This is a genomic window from Streptomyces sp. NPDC048182 (genome assembly GCF_043202555.1).
In the GTDB taxonomy this organism is placed as follows: Bacteria; Actinomycetota; Actinomycetes; order Streptomycetales; family Streptomycetaceae; genus Streptomyces.
This window is the reverse complement of the sequence record NZ_JBIDAQ010000007.1, coordinates 130,293-145,456: the sequence shown is the minus strand read 5'-3', so window position 1 is coordinate 145,456 and position 15,164 is coordinate 130,293. Positions and strand designations below refer to the sequence as shown.

18 protein-coding genes are annotated in these 15,164 nt (G+C 74.4%); 8 read left to right on the top strand and 10 right to left on the bottom strand.

Annotated elements, in window-relative coordinates:
- Positions 1-2: 2 nt before the first annotated feature.
- The 3 genes from ACGFZL_RS16215 to ACGFZL_RS16205 all read right to left on the bottom strand — a co-directional run bounded on the left by ACGFZL_RS16215 (position 3) and on the right by ACGFZL_RS16205 (position 1,275).
- A complete protein-coding gene (locus ACGFZL_RS16215; RefSeq protein WP_355173505.1) occupies positions 3-218 on the bottom strand; it encodes a hypothetical protein in 216 nt (71 codons plus the stop codon).
- A 129-nt stretch (positions 219-347) separates the two neighbouring features.
- Positions 348-599 (bottom strand): DUF5133 domain-containing protein, encoded by a 252-nt coding sequence (locus ACGFZL_RS16210; RefSeq protein ID WP_355173503.1) that lies wholly within the window; start codon positions 597-599, stop codon positions 348-350.
- A 157-nt stretch (positions 600-756) separates the two neighbouring features.
- Positions 757-1,275, bottom strand: a complete 519-nt coding sequence (locus ACGFZL_RS16205) for a hypothetical protein (protein ID WP_355173501.1) — start codon at positions 1,273-1,275, stop codon at positions 757-759.
- 188 nt (positions 1,276-1,463) lie between these two features.
- Between ACGFZL_RS16205 and ACGFZL_RS16200 the strand changes: the two genes are divergently transcribed.
- Both ACGFZL_RS16200 and ACGFZL_RS16195 read left to right on the top strand, forming a co-directional pair.
- Complete coding sequence (locus tag ACGFZL_RS16200) at positions 1,464-1,691, top strand: DUF397 domain-containing protein (protein WP_355173499.1); 228 nt, start codon at positions 1,464-1,466, stop codon at positions 1,689-1,691.
- Positions 1,692-1,810: 119 nt separating this feature from the next.
- Positions 1,811-2,731, top strand: coding sequence for a helix-turn-helix transcriptional regulator (locus ACGFZL_RS16195; protein WP_355173497.1), 921 nt, complete (start codon positions 1,811-1,813; stop codon positions 2,729-2,731).
- Between the two features lie 63 nt (positions 2,732-2,794).
- On the opposite strand, the gene ACGFZL_RS16190 is transcribed toward ACGFZL_RS16195, so the two are convergent.
- Positions 2,795-3,613 (bottom strand): SAM-dependent methyltransferase, encoded by an 819-nt coding sequence (locus ACGFZL_RS16190; RefSeq protein WP_355173495.1) that lies wholly within the window; start codon positions 3,611-3,613, stop codon positions 2,795-2,797.
- 99 nt (positions 3,614-3,712) lie between these two features.
- Here ACGFZL_RS16190 and ACGFZL_RS16185 point away from each other — a divergent pair, with 99 nt between their 5' ends.
- The 3 genes from ACGFZL_RS16185 to ACGFZL_RS16175 all read left to right on the top strand — a co-directional run bounded on the left by ACGFZL_RS16185 (position 3,713) and on the right by ACGFZL_RS16175 (position 6,119).
- Entirely contained in the window at positions 3,713-4,621 is a 909-nt protein-coding gene (locus ACGFZL_RS16185) for a Gfo/Idh/MocA family protein (protein WP_393692137.1), read from the top strand.
- 52 nt (positions 4,622-4,673) lie between these two features.
- Positions 4,674-5,816 (top strand): PP2C family protein-serine/threonine phosphatase, encoded by a 1,143-nt coding sequence (locus ACGFZL_RS16180; RefSeq protein ID WP_393692135.1) that lies wholly within the window; start codon positions 4,674-4,676, stop codon positions 5,814-5,816.
- Positions 5,817-5,897: 81 nt separating this feature from the next.
- The gene (locus ACGFZL_RS16175) at positions 5,898-6,119 is read left to right on the top strand and encodes a hypothetical protein (RefSeq protein ID WP_355173490.1); all 222 of its coding nucleotides are present in this window, start codon (positions 5,898-5,900) and stop codon (positions 6,117-6,119) included.
- A 37-nt stretch (positions 6,120-6,156) separates the two neighbouring features.
- Here ACGFZL_RS16175 and ACGFZL_RS16170 read toward each other — a convergent pair whose 3' ends face one another.
- The 4 genes from ACGFZL_RS16170 to ACGFZL_RS16155 all read right to left on the bottom strand — a co-directional run bounded on the left by ACGFZL_RS16170 (position 6,157) and on the right by ACGFZL_RS16155 (position 11,485).
- Positions 6,157-6,657, bottom strand: coding sequence for a DUF5709 domain-containing protein (locus ACGFZL_RS16170; RefSeq protein WP_393692133.1), 501 nt, complete (start codon positions 6,655-6,657; stop codon positions 6,157-6,159).
- 88 nt (positions 6,658-6,745) lie between these two features.
- The gene (locus ACGFZL_RS16165; RefSeq protein ID WP_393692131.1) at positions 6,746-8,239 is read right to left on the bottom strand and encodes a hypothetical protein; all 1,494 of its coding nucleotides are present in this window, start codon (positions 8,237-8,239) and stop codon (positions 6,746-6,748) included.
- Positions 8,240-8,393: 154 nt separating this feature from the next.
- The gene (locus ACGFZL_RS16160) at positions 8,394-10,748 is read right to left on the bottom strand and encodes a glycoside hydrolase family 65 protein (RefSeq protein WP_393692129.1); all 2,355 of its coding nucleotides are present in this window, start codon (positions 10,746-10,748) and stop codon (positions 8,394-8,396) included.
- Positions 10,745-11,485 (bottom strand): beta-phosphoglucomutase family hydrolase, encoded by a 741-nt coding sequence (locus ACGFZL_RS16155; protein WP_393692127.1) that lies wholly within the window; start codon positions 11,483-11,485, stop codon positions 10,745-10,747. The genes ACGFZL_RS16160 and ACGFZL_RS16155 overlap by 4 nt, the downstream gene beginning before the upstream one ends.
- A gap of 54 nt (positions 11,486-11,539) precedes the next feature.
- Between ACGFZL_RS16155 and ACGFZL_RS16150 the strand changes: the two genes are divergently transcribed.
- The gene (locus ACGFZL_RS16150) at positions 11,540-12,196 is read left to right on the top strand and encodes a nucleoside/nucleotide kinase family protein (RefSeq protein ID WP_393692125.1); all 657 of its coding nucleotides are present in this window, start codon (positions 11,540-11,542) and stop codon (positions 12,194-12,196) included.
- 30 nt (positions 12,197-12,226) lie between these two features.
- On the opposite strand, the gene ACGFZL_RS16145 is transcribed toward ACGFZL_RS16150, so the two are convergent.
- Positions 12,227-12,628, bottom strand: coding sequence for a DUF3662 domain-containing protein (locus tag ACGFZL_RS16145; RefSeq protein WP_355173478.1), 402 nt, complete (start codon positions 12,626-12,628; stop codon positions 12,227-12,229).
- A 130-nt stretch (positions 12,629-12,758) separates the two neighbouring features.
- On the opposite strand from ACGFZL_RS16145, the gene ACGFZL_RS16140 reads away from it, so the two are divergent.
- Positions 12,759-13,700 (top strand): MurR/RpiR family transcriptional regulator, encoded by a 942-nt coding sequence (locus tag ACGFZL_RS16140; RefSeq protein ID WP_393692123.1) that lies wholly within the window; start codon positions 12,759-12,761, stop codon positions 13,698-13,700.
- Positions 13,701-13,909: 209 nt separating this feature from the next.
- Entirely contained in the window at positions 13,910-14,287 is a 378-nt protein-coding gene (locus ACGFZL_RS16135; protein WP_355173663.1) for a hypothetical protein, read from the top strand.
- A gap of 4 nt (positions 14,288-14,291) precedes the next feature.
- Here the strand turns inward: ACGFZL_RS16135 and ACGFZL_RS16130 are convergent, their stop codons facing one another.
- Positions 14,292-15,137, bottom strand: coding sequence for a hypothetical protein (locus tag ACGFZL_RS16130; protein WP_393692121.1), 846 nt, complete (start codon positions 15,135-15,137; stop codon positions 14,292-14,294).
- Positions 15,138-15,164 lie beyond the last annotated feature (27 nt).

Sequence of the window (15,164 nt, the reverse complement as noted above, 5' to 3'; positions counted from 1 at the left end):
GCTCAGTGCGGGCGCGGGCCGGGCAGCAGGGCGGTGCGCTGCCAGCCGGTGCCCGGGGACGGCAGGCGCTCGGTGCCCGGCAGATGGCCGGGGACGTAGGAGGGGCGCATGACGACCTCCAGTTCCCTGCTCACCCGCTCGGCCTCCCGGCGCACCAGCGCCGGGACGTCGCCGCACTCGGCGACGAGTCGGTCGTAGATGGGGGAATCCTGGAACACCCGGCACCGTGCCTTTCACGTTCTGCGCCTCCCCCGCGGAGGCCCGGCCAGTCTAGAGGGCCCGCCGGCCGGCCGGGGCGTTCCTCGGGGACGACCGCGGCACCCGGGGCCCGCCCGGGTGCCGCGGTGTCACACGGCCAGCGACAGGCCGCTCTCCTCCTCCGGTTCGGCCGCCGGTGCCTGGCCCTTGGCGAGCAGCAGCGCGTCCGCCTTGGCCACCGCGTCATGGATGCCGGTCGTCGCCATCATCACGCACAGCGTGTAGCTGACGTCCGCCAGTTCGCGCGCCGTCGCCGGGCTGTCCCGCTCGGCCTGAGCGATCCGCAGCGACGCGTAACGCGTCAGCACCTTCCTGACGACCTTCGGGTCCGGTTCGAGCACGAAGCGCCCCTCTCTCGATTTTCGCTGCGTATGCCCGCCCTCGGGGGAAACATTCACACCCGGCGTGCGCCCGCTCGCAATTGACGAGAAATCTTCGCTTCCTGTCCGGCCGGAGGCGGGGAGGCCCGCGCCTTCTCCCCCGTGGAGGGCGCGGGCCTCAGGCCCCCTGTCCCAGCGCGCGGGCCAGTTCGGAGGTGGCGGTGCTGATCTCGCTGTCGTCCTCGGCCAGCAGCCGGGCCAGGACGCCCCGCCGGTCGTGGACGGCCTGACGCGCCGCGCGCTCCCACGCGACCGGGTTCTCCCGGTGGTTGAGGAGCTTGGGGTAGGCCGTGGCGGTGGTCTCCCACTGCCGGGCGTCGGCGATGCACTTGAGGAGCCGGATGATCTGCGCCCGGCAGCTCACCTGGGGCCGCTGGGCCAGCTCCCACAGGAAGGGCACGGTCGCGGCGGTGGCCTGCTCCACCACGAATCCGTACTGGCAGATGCGGGTGCGCAGGTCGCCGAGGGCGGCCCGGGCGGTCTCGGCGTCGCCGCCCGCCACGCTGTTCAGCAGCCGCGGGATGGCCGAGGCGCAGCCGCTGGAGTCCTGGATGTCCTCCCAGGGCACGCGGTCCAGGCCCGCGAGCGGGCGGTCGGTGCGCTCGGTGCTCGGCTGTGGTCTCGCAGCGCTGCGCATGGTGTGGATGCCTCTCCCTGATACGGCGTCAGGACGGGGCGTCGACCGCGAGGTTGACGCCCGGCTATTATCCACGCTGACAGCACTCGCGTGCAATTGCACGAGAAATTGCGCGAAAAGAATCGGCTAGGAGCGGTTCGGGGACCGGGAGGGCGCGGTCCGGCTCCTCCGAAGGCAAGGAGACAGCAGTGCCACAGGTGCGGAACGGAGTGCGGGCCAGCTCGCTGGCGGCCTCCTGGAAGAAGAGTCGGCACAGCAACGCCGAGGGCAACTGCGTGGAGGTCGCGGCCGTGGACGGGGGGATAGCCCTGCGCAACTCCCGTGACCCGGACGGCCCCGCGCTCGTGTACACCCCGGCGGAGGTGGCCGCGTTCCTGGCCGGCGCGAAGGACGGCGAGTTCGACCACCTGGTGTGAGGACCGCCCCACCGGGGCCAACCGGAGTCGCGCCACCCGATTCCGGCGGGCGGGTGCGCCGCGGGGCGAGGCGGTGAGATAGTGGCTCCCTCACGTCTGCCGGTCTGCTGGGAGCCAGGATGTCCGCCGCGTCGCCTCGCACCTCCCGTCTCGAACCCTATCTGGACCGGTCCGAGCCCGCGCCCACTCTGCTGAAGATGCTGGTGGGCGTGCAGCTGGCCGGCTTCCGCGAGGACGCCGGCCTGTCCCAGGAACAGGCCGCGCGCGACGCCGGGTTCAGCGCGGCCAAGCTCTCGCGCATCGAGTCGGGCAAGGGTCGCAGGCCCCCGACGGAGGCCGACGTCCGCGCCCTGCTCGGCCGGTACGGCACGGACGCGTACGAGGTCTCGGTGCTGCTGAAGCTGCTCCAGCGGGCCGGTGAGCCGGGCTGGTGGCAGCGGTACGACAAGCGCCTGATGCCCGAGTGGTTCGACCGCCTGGTCGGCCTCCAGGAGGCCGCGACCACCATCCGCACCTTCGAGATCCAGTACGTGCCGGGCCTGCTCCAGACCTCGGCCTACACCCGGGCCGTGGTCGAGCGGGGGCTGCCGAACGCCCCGGCGGCGGAGGTGCAGCGGCGGGTCGAACTGCGGGACCGGCGGGCGGACCTGCTGCTCCGCCAGGACGCCCCGCAGCTGTGGGCGATCATCGACGAGTCGGTGCTGCTGCGGGTCCTGGGCAGTGCCGAGGTGATGCGGGAGCAGCTGGAGCACCTGGCGGCGATGGCCGCGCGGCCCCATGTCACCCTGCAGATCGTGCCGTTGGACGTGACCAACGCCTCGGCGCCCGCGATCCCGGTGACCTATCTGCGCTTCGGCGGCGCCGACCTGCCCGACGTGGTCTACCTGGAGCACATCCGCAGCGCCAACTTCCTGGAGGACCGGGACGAGACCGAGGAGTACCGGGTCGCCCTGGACCGGCTGGCCGACGAGGCGCTGACCCCGCGCGAGTCGGTGGCCCGGCTGCGGGCGACGACGGCGGAGCGGTACGCCGCGAAGTGACACCCTGACGTGAGGCGGGCCCGGCGGTGATCCGCCGGGCCCGGTGAAGCCGGTCGGGGCGGGTCAGCCGATGCGGCCAAGTCCCCCGAACTCCACCCACTCCTGCGTGAGCTGACGGGGCGCCACCTCGCTGTCCGGACGCCAGGTGGAGACCTCCACCAGGCCCGGCGGGAGGATCTCCATGCCCTCGAAGAAGGTCTCGACGTCGCTCGGTTCGCGCACCCGGCCCCAGTGGCCCTGGGTGGCCTGGTCCATGAAGGCGGTGACGGACTCGCGCACCTCGACGTCCTCGCTGACCAGCTGGCAGATCACCGCGAAGCTGCCCGGGGCGAGCCGCTCGGTCACCCGGCGCACCACGGCCTGCGGGCCGTCGGCGTCGTCGTCCGGTATGCAGTGGAAGACCGAGTTGAACAGCACGGCCACCGGCTGCGAGAGGTCGATCAGGCGCTGGGTGTCCGGGTGCGCGAAGATCTCGTCCGTCGAGCGCATGTCGGCGTGTATCACGGCGGTGCGGTCGTTCTGGTCGAGCAGCGCGCGGCCGTGGACGAGGACCATGGGGTCGTTGTCGACGTAGACCACCCGGGTGTCGGGCGCCACGCGCTGGGCGACCTGGTGGACGTTGTCCTGGGTGGGCAGGCCGGATCCGTGGTCGAGGAACTGCCGGATGCCGTAGTCCTCGACGAGGGTGCGCACCACGCGCTGCAGGAAGCGCCGATTGTTCAGCGCGAGCCGCCGGGTGCTGGGGACGACCTTGTCGAGTTCGGCGACCGCCGCGCGGTCCGCCGCGTAGTTGTCCTTGCCGCCCAGGTAGTAGTCGTACATCCGTGCGGCGGTGGGCACGTTGGCGTCGATCTCCCTGGACAGCTGATTGTCGGTCTCCATCGTTCCCCCAGCTCCGTACCGCGCCAACTGCACTGGCCTGACTGAGAGTACATGCTAGTGAGCAGGTGTTCAGGTGAACCAGACCTTGGAGGAAACGGCATGCGCATCGGACTGCTCGGCACCGGACCGTGGGCGGCGGCGGCCCACGCGCCGGCCCTTTCGGACCACGGCGACCTGGAGTTCGCCGGGGTGTGGGGGCGGCGGCCGGAGGCGGCGGCGGAGCTGGCGCGGCGGCACGGCACGCGGGCGTACGAGGACGTCGACGCGCTCCTTGCCGACGTGGACGCCGTGGCCGTCGCGCTGCCGCCTGCCGTGCAGGCGGGCCTCGCGGTGCGGGCGGCGCGGGCCGGGTGCCATCTGCTCCTGGACAAGCCGCTGGCGCTGTCCGCCGCGGAGGGCCGGGCGGTCGCGGAGGCGGCGCGTGAGGCCGGGGTGGCCTCCGTGGTCTTCTTCACCGGCCGGTTCCAGCCGGTGACCGAGGCGTGGATCGCCGAACAGGCCGACACGGGCGGCTGGTTCACCGCGCGGGCCGCCTGGCTGGGCGCGGTGTTCGGCGGCGCCGGCGACAGCCCGTACGCCCGGTCCCCGTGGCGGCGGGAGAAGGGCGCGCTGTGGGATGTCGGCCCGCACGCGCTGTCCGTGCTGCTGCCGGTCCTCGGCGACGTCCGGCGGGTGGCGGCGGCGGTGCCGGGGCCCGGGGACACCGTGCAGCTGGTCCTCGACCACGCCGGCGGGGCGTCCAGCAGCCTCACCCTCAGCCTGACGGCACCGCCCGCGGCGGCGGGCGCCGCGGTGGAGCTGCGGGGCGAGGCCGGGGTGCGCCTCCTGCCGGAGAGCGGGCAGGGCCCGGTGCCGGCCCTGGGCCGGGCCGCGGACGCCCTGCTGGCCGCCGCACGGACCGGCCGCCCGCACCCCTGCGACGCCGGCTTCGGCCTGCGGGTCACCGAGGTCCTGGAGGCGGCCGGGACGCTGCTCGGCGACGGACGCGGGGCGCGGGTCACCGACTGAGCCGGGGGATTCCCGGGGTGCGTCGGGTGGGGCGGCGTAGGAGCGTGGTGGTGTGTGGAAGACGTTCCTCCTGCCGTCGCGCCGGGGCGAGGACCGGCGGGGCTGGCTGCGGGGAGCGCCGCCGCCCCGCTGGGTCAAGGTGCTGCCGCTCGCCCTGATCGTGGCGGTGTGCGGGGCGACGCTGCTCGCCCCCGATCCGGTGGACGTCGGCTTCCTGCTCGGCGCCATCCCGCCGCTGGCCGTGCTGTCCTACAGCCCGGTGGCGACCGCCCTGCTCGGCGGGACGGTGGTGGCGCTGCTGACCGTCCCGGCCTTCCATCTGGACCGGCCCGGCGACACCGACCTGCTCACCGTGGTGTTCGTGGCCGTGCTCAGCGTGTTCGTGTCCTTCGTGCGCAGCCGCCGCGACACGCAGCTCGACCTCGAGCGCACGGTCGCCGAGGCCGCGCAGCGCGCGGTCGTGCCGCCGCTGCCCGAGCGGGTCGGGGCGGTGGGCTGCGCGGGCCTGTACCGGGCGGCGCAGCGCGGGACGCTGGTCGGGGGCGACTTCTTCGACGTGCGCGACGGCCCCTTCGGGGTGCGGGCGGTGATGGGCGACGTGCAGGGGCACGGCCTGTCGGCGGTGGCGACGGTGGCGTCCCTGCTGGGCGCGTTCCGGGAGGCGGTGCTGGACCGGCCCGACCTGGCGTCGGTGGCCGGCCGCCTCGACCGCAGGCTCCTGGTGGACTCGGCGGACGCGCGGCACGCCGAGCTGTTCGCCACGGCGGCGCTGCTCGAGTTCTCCGCGGACGCGCTCCAGGTGCGGATCGTGGTGTGCGGCAACCCGCCGCCGGTGCTGCTGCGCGGGGCGCGGGCCACCGAGGTGGACGTGACGCCGTGGACGCCGCTGGGCCTCGGTCTGGCGGACGCCGGCACGATCACGACCCGCACGCTGGCGCTGCGCCCCGGCGACCGGCTGTTCCTGGCGTCGGACGGCGTGGTGGAGGCGCGGGACGCCGACGGCGCGTTCTACCCGCTGTGCGAGCGACTGGCCGCGCTGGCCCAGGAGGGCGATCCGGCGGACGGGGCCGGCCTCGCGGAGCGCCTGTGGGCGGACCTGGTGCGCTTCTGCCCCGATGTCGAGGACGACGTGACGATGCTCGTGCTCACCCCGCGGACCGAAGGTCTCCGGATGCGCGGTCCGCTCCGGCGTTGAATGGTGTTCTCGGGACATTCGGGAGCACCCGGTACGGGGACAGCACCCGAAGCAGCGACACGGATCCGAGGAGCGCCCATCATGCCGACGTCACAGCCCGACGACGCCCGTCCGTCCGACTCCCGCGCGAGCGACGACCGCGCCACCCCGGACGACCTGCTCCACGCCCGCACCGGCGCCGACGTCTCCCCGGAGGACCTGGTCCTCGCGGCGGGCCGGGACGTCACTCCGGCGAACCTGGAATGGGCCCGGCGCAAGCTGGCCGAAGAGGGCCCCGCGGCCCTCGACAAGCTGCTGCCCTGACCTGCCGGGCCCTCGGGCCCGGGGAGGACCGCCCGGCTCAGCGGCCGGGCGGTTCCTCGTCCCCGGGGTCGGGCAGCGCCGTCTCGTCCTCCACGACGTGCACGGCGGCCTCCTCGGCACCGGCCGCGCCCCCGTCGATGCCGACGTCCTGGGCGACGGTCTCCTTGGTGGTGTCGGTGCGCACGCCCTCGTCGGGGGCGACCAGGCGCCCGGAGCGGGCGGAGCCGGCCTCGGGGTCGACGGGTTCGCCCTCGCCGTCCGGGTCGTCGCCCACGCCGTCGCCGGCGGGCTCGTCGACGTCGGGGACCTCCTGGGACAGCCGTTGGTCGAGCGTCTCGCCGTCGTGCTGCTCGGCGGCGGTGGTGCCGTACTTGGTCACGCCCAGCGGCTTCTCCGGCGGGGAGTAGCCCTCGTCCAGCGTGTCGTCGTAGTCGCGCTCGTCGACGGCGTCCTGGAGGTCGAGGGGCGCGGCGTCCTCCTGCTCCTCGTTGGTTCCGGTGGGCTGGTAGGCGTTGTCGGCCATCGGGTCGGTGCCCATCGCTGCCTCCCTCTCGGTTCACGTCGGCTCGGTCGTCGGTGGCGATGCCACCGCTCGGTCCGGTGTCGCGTTTCCCGATCCGCGATCTTTAACCCGCCGCCCCGCCGCCCGCCGGCGCGATCAGACAGTCCCGGTCGCCGACCCGGTGCCGGGTCCAGGAGCGGGCGTATCCGGGTGCGGCGGCGTCGGGCAGGAGGACGACGGCGACCGGGCGGCGGCGCGCGGTGTCCGTGACCCGGGCCGGGGTGGTGTTGCCGTTGTTGCCGCCGACGGCTCCGGAGGAGCAGCCGGTGTAGTAGCCGATGGGGATGGCCTCGGTGCCGACGAGCAGGCACGGCGGGCGGACGCCGAGCCGGTGCAGTTCGCCGGCGGTGCGGGCCCAGGCGCGGCGGGCGTCGACATTGCGGTGGACGGTGCCCTCGAGCACGGCGAGCTGCACGGCCAGGTGCCCGGCCAGGGCGAGCGCGGTGACGGCCGCCGCGCCCCGCCGCCACCGGCCGTTCGCGTCTCTCACCAGGTGCCACAGCGCCTCGGCGAGCGGGATCGCCAGCAGGGCGTAGGCGGGCTGGAGGAAGCGCGGGGCGGCGTAGCCGATCATGAAGAGGTAGGGCACGGCCGCCGTCGCCGCGCAGGCGAACGGCACCGCCGCGCGGACAGCCCGTCCGGCCCGCGCGGCGACGAGCACACCGAGGACGGCGAGGAACGGCAGGACGCACCACCAGGCGACGACCACCGGGTTGGCCGGGGAGCCCGTGCAGGGGCGGCACAGCGCCCGTCCGCCCAGGCTGCGCAGCTGATCGTCCACGGCGACGCTCCAACCGAGGCCGCCCTGGATCTCCGAGGCCCGCGACAGGCGCTCACCGAGGCCGCCGTACCAGGCGTACGCCTCGATCACCCACTCCCCTCCCCCGGCCACCAGGCCGCCCAGCACGGCGAGCAGCAGCCGCCAGTGGCCGCGGAGCAGGGCGAGGGCGAGCAGGGGCAGGCTGACCCAGACCGCGTCGGCGGGCCGCATCAGCGCCATGAGAGCGGCGCCGGCCGCCACACCCCACAGCGGGGCCCGCCCCGCGCCCTCGCGCCGGGCCCGCAGCCATGAGCCGACGCAGACCAGGGCGCCGACGGCGACCCAGTAGTTGGGCATGGCCTGCGGGCCGTAGAACAGGGTGATCCAGAGCGTGGCGAAGAACGCCCCGGCGGTGGCGAGCACACGGGCCGGATACAGGCCCCGCCACGCCCGCAGGCCGAGATACAGGCCGACGCCGGACAGCACGGCGAGCCAGAGGCGCAGCAGCACGGTGGAGGACGACCAGGACGCGACGGGCGCGGCCAGCAGGGTGACGCCGCGGGAGCGCGGGGCGCTGAAGAAGGCGGCCGGGTGGTGCGCGGTGATCTGGCTGACGTAGACGATCTCGTCCCAGCCGAGGCCCATGGCGGGCGGTACGAGCAGCACCTGGGCGAGGACGAAGGCGGCGGCCACCGCCGCGCACGGGAGGTCGCCGCGCAGACGGCGGGCGGGGCCCGTGGCCCGCGGTGCGGCCCGCCGGGGGCCGCCGACGAGCAGGGCGTCGGCGCGGTCGGCCATCGTGCATCCCCTCACCCCCCGCCGGGTCGCGGGGACGCTCGCCCGGAGCCCGCTCCCTTCCCGCGGGCCGGGAAGGGAACGATCTTGAGCAACCTAACCCGGGCCCGGCGGGCGCGCAGGGCGATTCCCGGCCACCCGAGCCGGGCCCGGGAGGTCAGCGAGCGTTCGGGCGGCGGTGCGGGGGCTGCTCCGGGGTGGGGCGCCGCTCGGCGGCCGGGATCGGGCAGCCGACCGGTCCGTCGCCGTTCACCGCGACCGGCGTGCCGTGGTGATGCAGCGTCAGGGGCTCCCCGGACAGCAGGGTGTACGTGGCCTTGTCCGCGACGATCTCCACCCGCAGGCACCGGCCGCGGAACTGGAGGCGGAAGGCCAGGCGGCTGAACTTCTCCGGCAGCCGGGGCGTGAAGCGCAGGCTGGCGCCGTCGCGCCGGGTGCCGCCGAAGCCGGCGACCAGGGCCATCCAGGTCCCGGCGAGGGAGGCGATGTGCAGCCCGTCGCGGGTGTTGTGCTCCAGGTCGGCCAGGTCCATCAGGGCGGCCTCGGCCGCGTAGTCGTAGGCCAGGCGCAGGTGTCCGGTCTGGGCGGCGACCACGGCCTGGCAGCAGGCGGACAGGGAGGAGTCGCGGACGGTCAGCGGCTCGTAGTAGGCGAAGTTGCGGGCGATCTGGTCCTCGTCGCAGTGGGCGTCGAACCAGGAACCGCAGGTGTACATCGCGAGGACCAGGTCGGACTGCTTGATGACCTGCTTGCGGTAGAGGTCGAAGTAGGGGAAGTGCAGCATCAGCGGGTACTGGTCCGCGTCGGTGCGGGCGAAGTCCCAGCGCTGGTTGCGGGTGAAGCCCGCGTGCTGCTCGTGGACGCCCAGCTCGTCGTTGTAGGGGATGCTCACCGACTCGGCGGCGTCCCGCCAGGCGGCGCTCTCCTCGTCGTCCACCCCGAGGTTCGCCGCCTCCTGCGGGTGGCGTTCGCTGGCGTCGGCGGCGGCCAGCAGGTTCGCCCGCGCCATGAGGTTGGTGTAGGTGTTGTCGTCGGCGATGGCGCTGTACTCGTCCGGTCCGGTGACGCCGTCGATGTGGAAGACGCCGTGGTGGTCGTGGTGGCCGAGCGAGCGCCACAGCCGGGCGGTCTCCACGAGGAGTTCTAGGCCGGTGCGGCGCTCGAAGTCGTAGTCGCCGGTGGCCGCCGTGTAGCGCACCGCGGCGTGCGCGATGTCGGCGGCGACGTGGAAGGCGGCGGTGCCGGCCGGCCAGTACGCCGAGCCCTCGGAGCCGTCGATGGTGCGCCAGGGGAACGCGGCGCCGTGCAGGCCGAGCTGGGCGGCCCGGTCGCGGGCGGCGGGCAGGGTGTCCTGGCGCCAGCGCAGCGCCTCGGCGACGGCCCGGGGCTCGGTGTAGGTGAGCACGGGCAGCACGAACATCTCGGTGTCCCAGAAGGCGTGCCCGTCGTAGCCGGAGCCGGTCAGGCCCTTGGCCGGGATCGCCCGCTGCTCGGCGCGGGCGCCGGCCTGGAGGACGTGGAAGAGGGCGAAGCGGACGGCCTGCTGGATCTCCTCGTCGCCGTCCACCTCGACGTCGGCGCGGGCCCAGAAGTCGTCCAGGTAGGAGCGCTGCTCGGCGACCAGGCCGTCCCAGCCGCTGTGCGCGGCGGCGGCGAGGGCGGCCTCGACCTGGTCGCTCATGGCGGGCCGGGAGCGCACGCCCGACCAGCCGTGGGCGACGGTCTTGCGCACCCGCAGCCGCTGGCCCGGGTCCAGGACGGAGGTGATGGTCAGCCGCGCCACATCGGTGTTGCTCTCGCTGGCGGTGGTGGTCGACTCGGGGCCGTCCACCTCGTGGTCGGCGGCGACGGCGACCCGCAGGCCGCTGTTCCGGGTCCGGTGCACCAGGCGCAGCCGGGAGCCGACGGCCAGGTCCTCCTCCGGTTCCAGCGGGGACTGCAGGGCCCGGGCGGTGCGCGGGTCGCCGTCGGGGTCGGGCAGGGACTCGTTGGCGACGAGTTCGGACTGGATGACCACGCGGGTGCGGCTGTCGACGGGCTCGACCGAGTACTCGACGGCGGCGATGGCGCGCTGGCTGAGGGAGACGAGCCGGGTGGAGCGCACCCGGATGGTGGAGCCGGCCGGCGAGGTCCACTCGCAGACCCGCTCCAGGACGCCGCGCCGGAGGTCCAGGGTCCGCTCGTGCTTGACGAGCCGTCCGTAGCGCAGGTCGAACGGCTCGTCGTCCACCAGGAGCCGAAGCAGCTTGCCGTTGGTGACGTTGATGACGGTCTGGCCGGACTCCGGGTAGCCGTAGCCGGCCTCGGCGTAGGGCAGCGGGTGCAGTTCGTAGACGCCGTTGAGGTAGCTGCCGGGCAGACCGTGCGGTTCGCCCTCGTCGAGGTTGCCCCGCCAGCCGATGTGCCCGTTGGACAGGGCGAAGACCGACTCGCTCTGGGCCAGCAGGTCCAGGTTGAGGGCCGTCTCGCGCACCGCCCAGGGCTCGACGGTGTAGGTCCGGTTGGTGATCACGAGTGCTCCCCCAGCTCGGCGAGGTCCTTCACGACGCGGTCGGCGCCGTGCTTGTACAGCGCCTCGGTCTGGCCGACCCGGTCGACGCCGACGACGTAGCCGAAGTGCCCGGAGCGGCCGGCGTCCATGCCGGCCAGGGCGTCCTCGAAGACGGCGGCGGCCCCCGGCTCGACGCCGAGGTCGCGGGCGGCGGCCAGGAAGGTGTCGGGCTTCGGCTTGCCCGGCAGGTTCCGCTCGCGGGCCACGACGCCGTCGATCCGCGTGTCGAACAGGCGCTCGGCGTCGATGGAGCGCAGGACGTCGACGGTGTTGGCGCTGGAGGAGACGATCGCGGTGCGCAGCCCGGCGGCGCGCACCGCGTCGATGTAGCGCAGGGTGCCGTCGTAGGGCTGCACGCCGTCGGTGCGGATCTTCTCCAGGACCAGCTCGTTCTTGCGGTTGCCGACCCCGTTCACCGTCCGCGCGTCCGGCGGGTCGTCCGGGGTGCCCTCGGGGAGCTCGATGTCGCGGGAGGCGAGGAAGGAGCGCACGCCGTCGGCGCGGGGGCGCCCGTCCACGTACTCGTCGTAGTCGGAGTCGGTGAAGGGGCGGAAGTCGGCGCCGTCCCGCTCGCGCAGGAAGGCGTCGAAGGTCTCCTTCCAGGCGGCGGCGTGCACCACCGCCGTCTTGGTGACCACCCCGTCGAGATCGAAGAGGCAGGCCTGGATGTCGTCGGGAAGTCCGAGCTGGGTCGTCATACCGCTCACACTTCCCCGCCCGGGCGGATCCCACCGGGTGACACACTGTGAGCTGTGCCGCCGAACTTCGCCGACCTCGTGGCCCGCGCCCGTGCCCTGCCCGCCGGCGGGCGGCGGGCGCTCCTCGGCATCGCCGGCAGTCCCGGCGCGGGGAAGTCGACGCTGGCCGAGGCCCTGGTGCGGGAGCTGAACGGGGCGGGCGAGGGCTTCGCGGCGCACGTGCCGATGGACGGCTTCCATCTGGCCGACGCCGAGCTGGACCGGCTGGGCCGCCGGGGCCGCAAGGGCGCGCCGGACACCTTCGACGCGGCCGGGTACGCGGCGCTGCTCGGCCGGCTGCGGGCGGAGGCCGGGCGGGAGACGGTGTACGCGCCGGGCTTCGAGCGGGTCCTCGAGCAGCCGCTGGCGGGGGCGGTGCCGGTGCCGCCGGCGGCGCGGCTGGTCGTCACGGAGGGGAACTACCTGCTCCTCGGCACCGGCGCGTGGGCGCGGGTGCGGTCCCGGCTCGACGAGGTGTGGTTCTGCGAGCTCGACGAGGCCGAGCGGGTGCGCCGGCTGGTGGCCCGGCACGAGGAGTTCGGGAAGTCGCCGGAGGCCGCGCGGGCCTGGGTGCTCGGCTCCGACCGGCGCAACGCGGGCCTGGTCGCCGCGACCCGGGACCGGGCCGACCTGGTGGTGCGGGCGGTGGCGCTGCCCCGGCCGGCGGGCTGAACCGCTGCGTGCGGGGGCGCGGTCACGGCATCACGTCGCCGCGTGCGCGAAGCCCCCGGCCGTCACGTGCGGCATCACGCTGCTGGCCACGTGGTAGCGGCCGTTGGGCACGGCGTCGGAGCGGGTGATGTGCACGGCCAGCGGTCCGGCCCACTCGTAGCCGTGCCGCTCGGCGTGCCGGACCAGGCTGTCGGTGAGCACCTGCCCGACCGGGCCGGCGTGCCGGGCCAGCTCCTCGTGGACGACGGCGGCGAGCGCGACGTCGTAGGCGTTGGGGACCACGACCCGGTCGGCGGAGCAGACCACGGCGTGGCGGTCGCACTCGCTGCGCAGGGCGTCGAGCAGTTCGACGGGATCCTTGTCGAAGACGCGCGCCCACAGCGCCTCCAGTCGGGTCTCCAGGGCCTTCTCGAGAGCGCTGATGGCGCCCATGCGTCGTCACCTGCCGGGGTCTGGGGGGCGGTTGCCGTGCCTGTCCAGCGGGTGCCCGCTCGGCACGGGACTACCCCCGCCGACTTCACCCCGCCCGGACGGCCGCGCGGCCTGGGCTATGTTGACCTGCGTGGAAGACAACCGGGGCGCGCCCGCGCCGACGTCGCAGCAGGCACGCGCGCAGGCCGCGGCGATCACCTCGGGACGGGCGGCCCCGGCGACGGAGGTCTCGGCCTCCTCCCGGCTGCGCACCCTCTTCCACCGGCCCCGCCTCTCCCCCGGCCAGCGGCGCATCGCCCAGTACCTGATCGAGCACCTCCCCGAGGCGGCGTTCCTGTCGATCACGGAGCTGGCCGACCGGGCCGGGGTCAGCCAGCCGTCGGTGACGCGGTTCGCCTCGGCGGTCGGCTTCACCGGCTACCCGGCGCTGCGGGAGCGGCTCCAGGCGATCGCGCTGGGCACCCGGGGCGGTGCGCCGGACGAGGAGGACCGGGGCAACGAACTGCAGGCCGCGGTGGACGCCGAGATCGAGAACCTGGAGAACCTGCGGCGCGACTTCGCGGACGCCGACCGGGTGATCGGGGTCGGCCGGGAGCTGGCCGCCTCGGCCCCGCTGACGGTGCTGGGGCTGCGGATCTCCGGCTCGCTGGCCGAGTACTTCGCCTACGCCGCCCGGCGGGTCCACCCGGACGTGCGCCTGGTGACCCGGGGCGGCAGCGTCGCCTACGACGCGCTGCTGCAGTCCCGGGAGGCGGGCGGCGCCTGGGTGCTGGCGTTCTCCATGCCCCGGCACGCCCAGGAGACGCTGAACGCGGTGCGGGTGGCGCGCGGGGCCGGGCTGAAGGTGGCGCTGATCACCGACCTGGCCCTCGGCCCGGTGGTCGACGAGGCGGACGTCACCTTCGCCACCGGCACCGGCTCCCGGCTGGTGTTCGACTCCTACGCGGCGCCGGGCGTGATGTGCGCGGCGCTGCTCCAGGCCATGACGGACGCCGACCCGGAGCGGACGCAGGCCCGCCTGGAGGAGTACGAGCAGGTCGCCGACCAGCACCAGTTCTTCCTGCGCGACTGACCTGGTCGAACCGCCCGGCTAGCATGAATGTTTTCATACGTCTTGCAAACTGCAAGGCATATATAAATACTGCTCACGAAACACCGCCCCGCCGTATCCCACCCGCTCCGGTGGACCGTGGTGTTCCGCCGGGCACCGCCTGCGCGCTGTCCGAGGCGGCCCCGGTCATCCCCTGGGCCGGGGCCGCCACCGCCCGCCCACCGGAAGCGATGATCATGCCCCTGACGTCCACGCGCACCAGGCCGGACTGGCCGTGCCAGGTCAAGCGCCCCGGCAGCTACGACTGGGAACGCTCGGCCGCCAGGTGGCTGCGGGAACTGGTGCCGGACCGCTACGCCGGCTACCCGGCGTTCCTGCGCCACCCGGTGCTGCTCGCGCGGCACGCGCAGATCCAGGTCCAGCACGAGATCCGGGTGGCCCGCACCGCCCTGCAGACCGCCCGTGCGGACCTGCCCAGGCTCGGCCTGCCGGAGTCGGTCATCGAGCACACCGTCAAGCTGTACGCGGCCGAGGTGCTCCAGCTCCAGCACATCGCGCGCAGCGTCCGCGCGGTGACCGAGGCACTGGCCGAACGGGCGCCGCGCTGACCCGCTAGTCGGCCAGGAGGCGGTGCAGGGCGGCCGTCAGGGCGGTGACGAAGGCGTCGCGGGCCGGGTCGTCGAGGGCGTCGAGGGACAGGTAGGGGTTGAGGTCCTCCAGCTCGACCAGGAGCAGCCCGCCGTCGGGGGCGCGGCAGGCGTCGACGCGCTGGACGCCGTGCTCGACGCCGTTCCACTCGATGAAGCGGCGGGCGAAGGCCAGGTCCTCGGCGGTGGCCTCGTACGTCTCGAGTTGCCAGCGGCGGTCGGGGTGCGGGGCGTACAGGGCGTACTGGAAGGCGTCGTCGACGAAGTAGAAGGAGACCTCGTAGGCGAAGTCGATCCGCGGCTGGACGAGGACGCCCCGCGCCGCCCACTCCTCCTCGGTCACCGCGGCGGGCAGATCGGCCGCGGGAACGACGCGCAGCCCGATGGAGTCGGCGCCCAGCTTGGGCTTGACGACGTACTCGCGCGGCGCGCCGAGCCGGTGCAGGTCCGCCGGGCGGTCCGCGGTGGGTATCACCGGGAAGCTCGCCTCGGTCAGGTCGAGCAGGTACTGCTTGCCGGCCATGTCGGCCCGGCCGGTGAGCTGGTTGTAGACCCGGGTCCCGGTCTCGGCGGCCCGCCGGCGGAAGGCGTCGTAGGCGTCGCGGTGCTCGAGCACCGGCCCGCTGTTGCGCACCACGACGGCGTCGAAGGCGTCCAACAGGGCGGCGGCGTCCCGGGGATGGCACAGGGCGAGGTCGAAGTCGGCGCGCAGCCGCGAGGTCAGGTGGATGTCCTCGTCGCAGTAGCGGCGCCCGCGGGCCGGATAGGCCAGGTCGGTGACGTACAGGATGCGCGGGCGGGCGGACGGCACGGGGGCTCCTCGGGGTGACGCGGGGCC

What these genes read in the sequence shown, in the direction of transcription:
- ACGFZL_RS16170 (WP_393692133.1), bottom strand. Translation starts at nt 6,657, where the DNA reads ATGGGCACCGACCCGATGGCCGACAACGCCTACCAGCCCACCGGAACC.
- ACGFZL_RS16135 (WP_355173663.1), top strand. Translation starts at nt 13,910, where the DNA reads ATGATCATGCCCCTGACGTCCACGCGCACCAGGCCGGACTGGCCGTGC.
- ACGFZL_RS16165 (WP_393692131.1), bottom strand. Translation starts at nt 8,239, where the DNA reads ATGGCCGACCGCGCCGACGCCCTGCTCGTCGGCGGCCCCCGGCGGGCC.
- ACGFZL_RS16185 (WP_393692137.1), top strand. Translation starts at nt 3,713, where the DNA reads ATGCGCATCGGACTGCTCGGCACCGGACCGTGGGCGGCGGCGGCCCAC.
- ACGFZL_RS16205 (WP_355173501.1), bottom strand. Translation starts at nt 1,275, where the DNA reads ATGCGCAGCGCTGCGAGACCACAGCCGAGCACCGAGCGCACCGACCGC.
- ACGFZL_RS16155 (WP_393692127.1), bottom strand. Translation starts at nt 11,485, where the DNA reads ATGACGACCCAGCTCGGACTTCCCGACGACATCCAGGCCTGCCTCTTC.
- ACGFZL_RS16145 (WP_355173478.1), bottom strand. Translation starts at nt 12,628, where the DNA reads ATGGGCGCCATCAGCGCTCTCGAGAAGGCCCTGGAGACCCGACTGGAG.
- ACGFZL_RS16190 (WP_355173495.1), bottom strand. Translation starts at nt 3,613, where the DNA reads ATGGAGACCGACAATCAGCTGTCCAGGGAGATCGACGCCAACGTGCCC.
- ACGFZL_RS16175 (WP_355173490.1), top strand. Translation starts at nt 5,898, where the DNA reads ATGCCGACGTCACAGCCCGACGACGCCCGTCCGTCCGACTCCCGCGCG.
- ACGFZL_RS16195 (WP_355173497.1), top strand. Translation starts at nt 1,811, where the DNA reads ATGTCCGCCGCGTCGCCTCGCACCTCCCGTCTCGAACCCTATCTGGAC.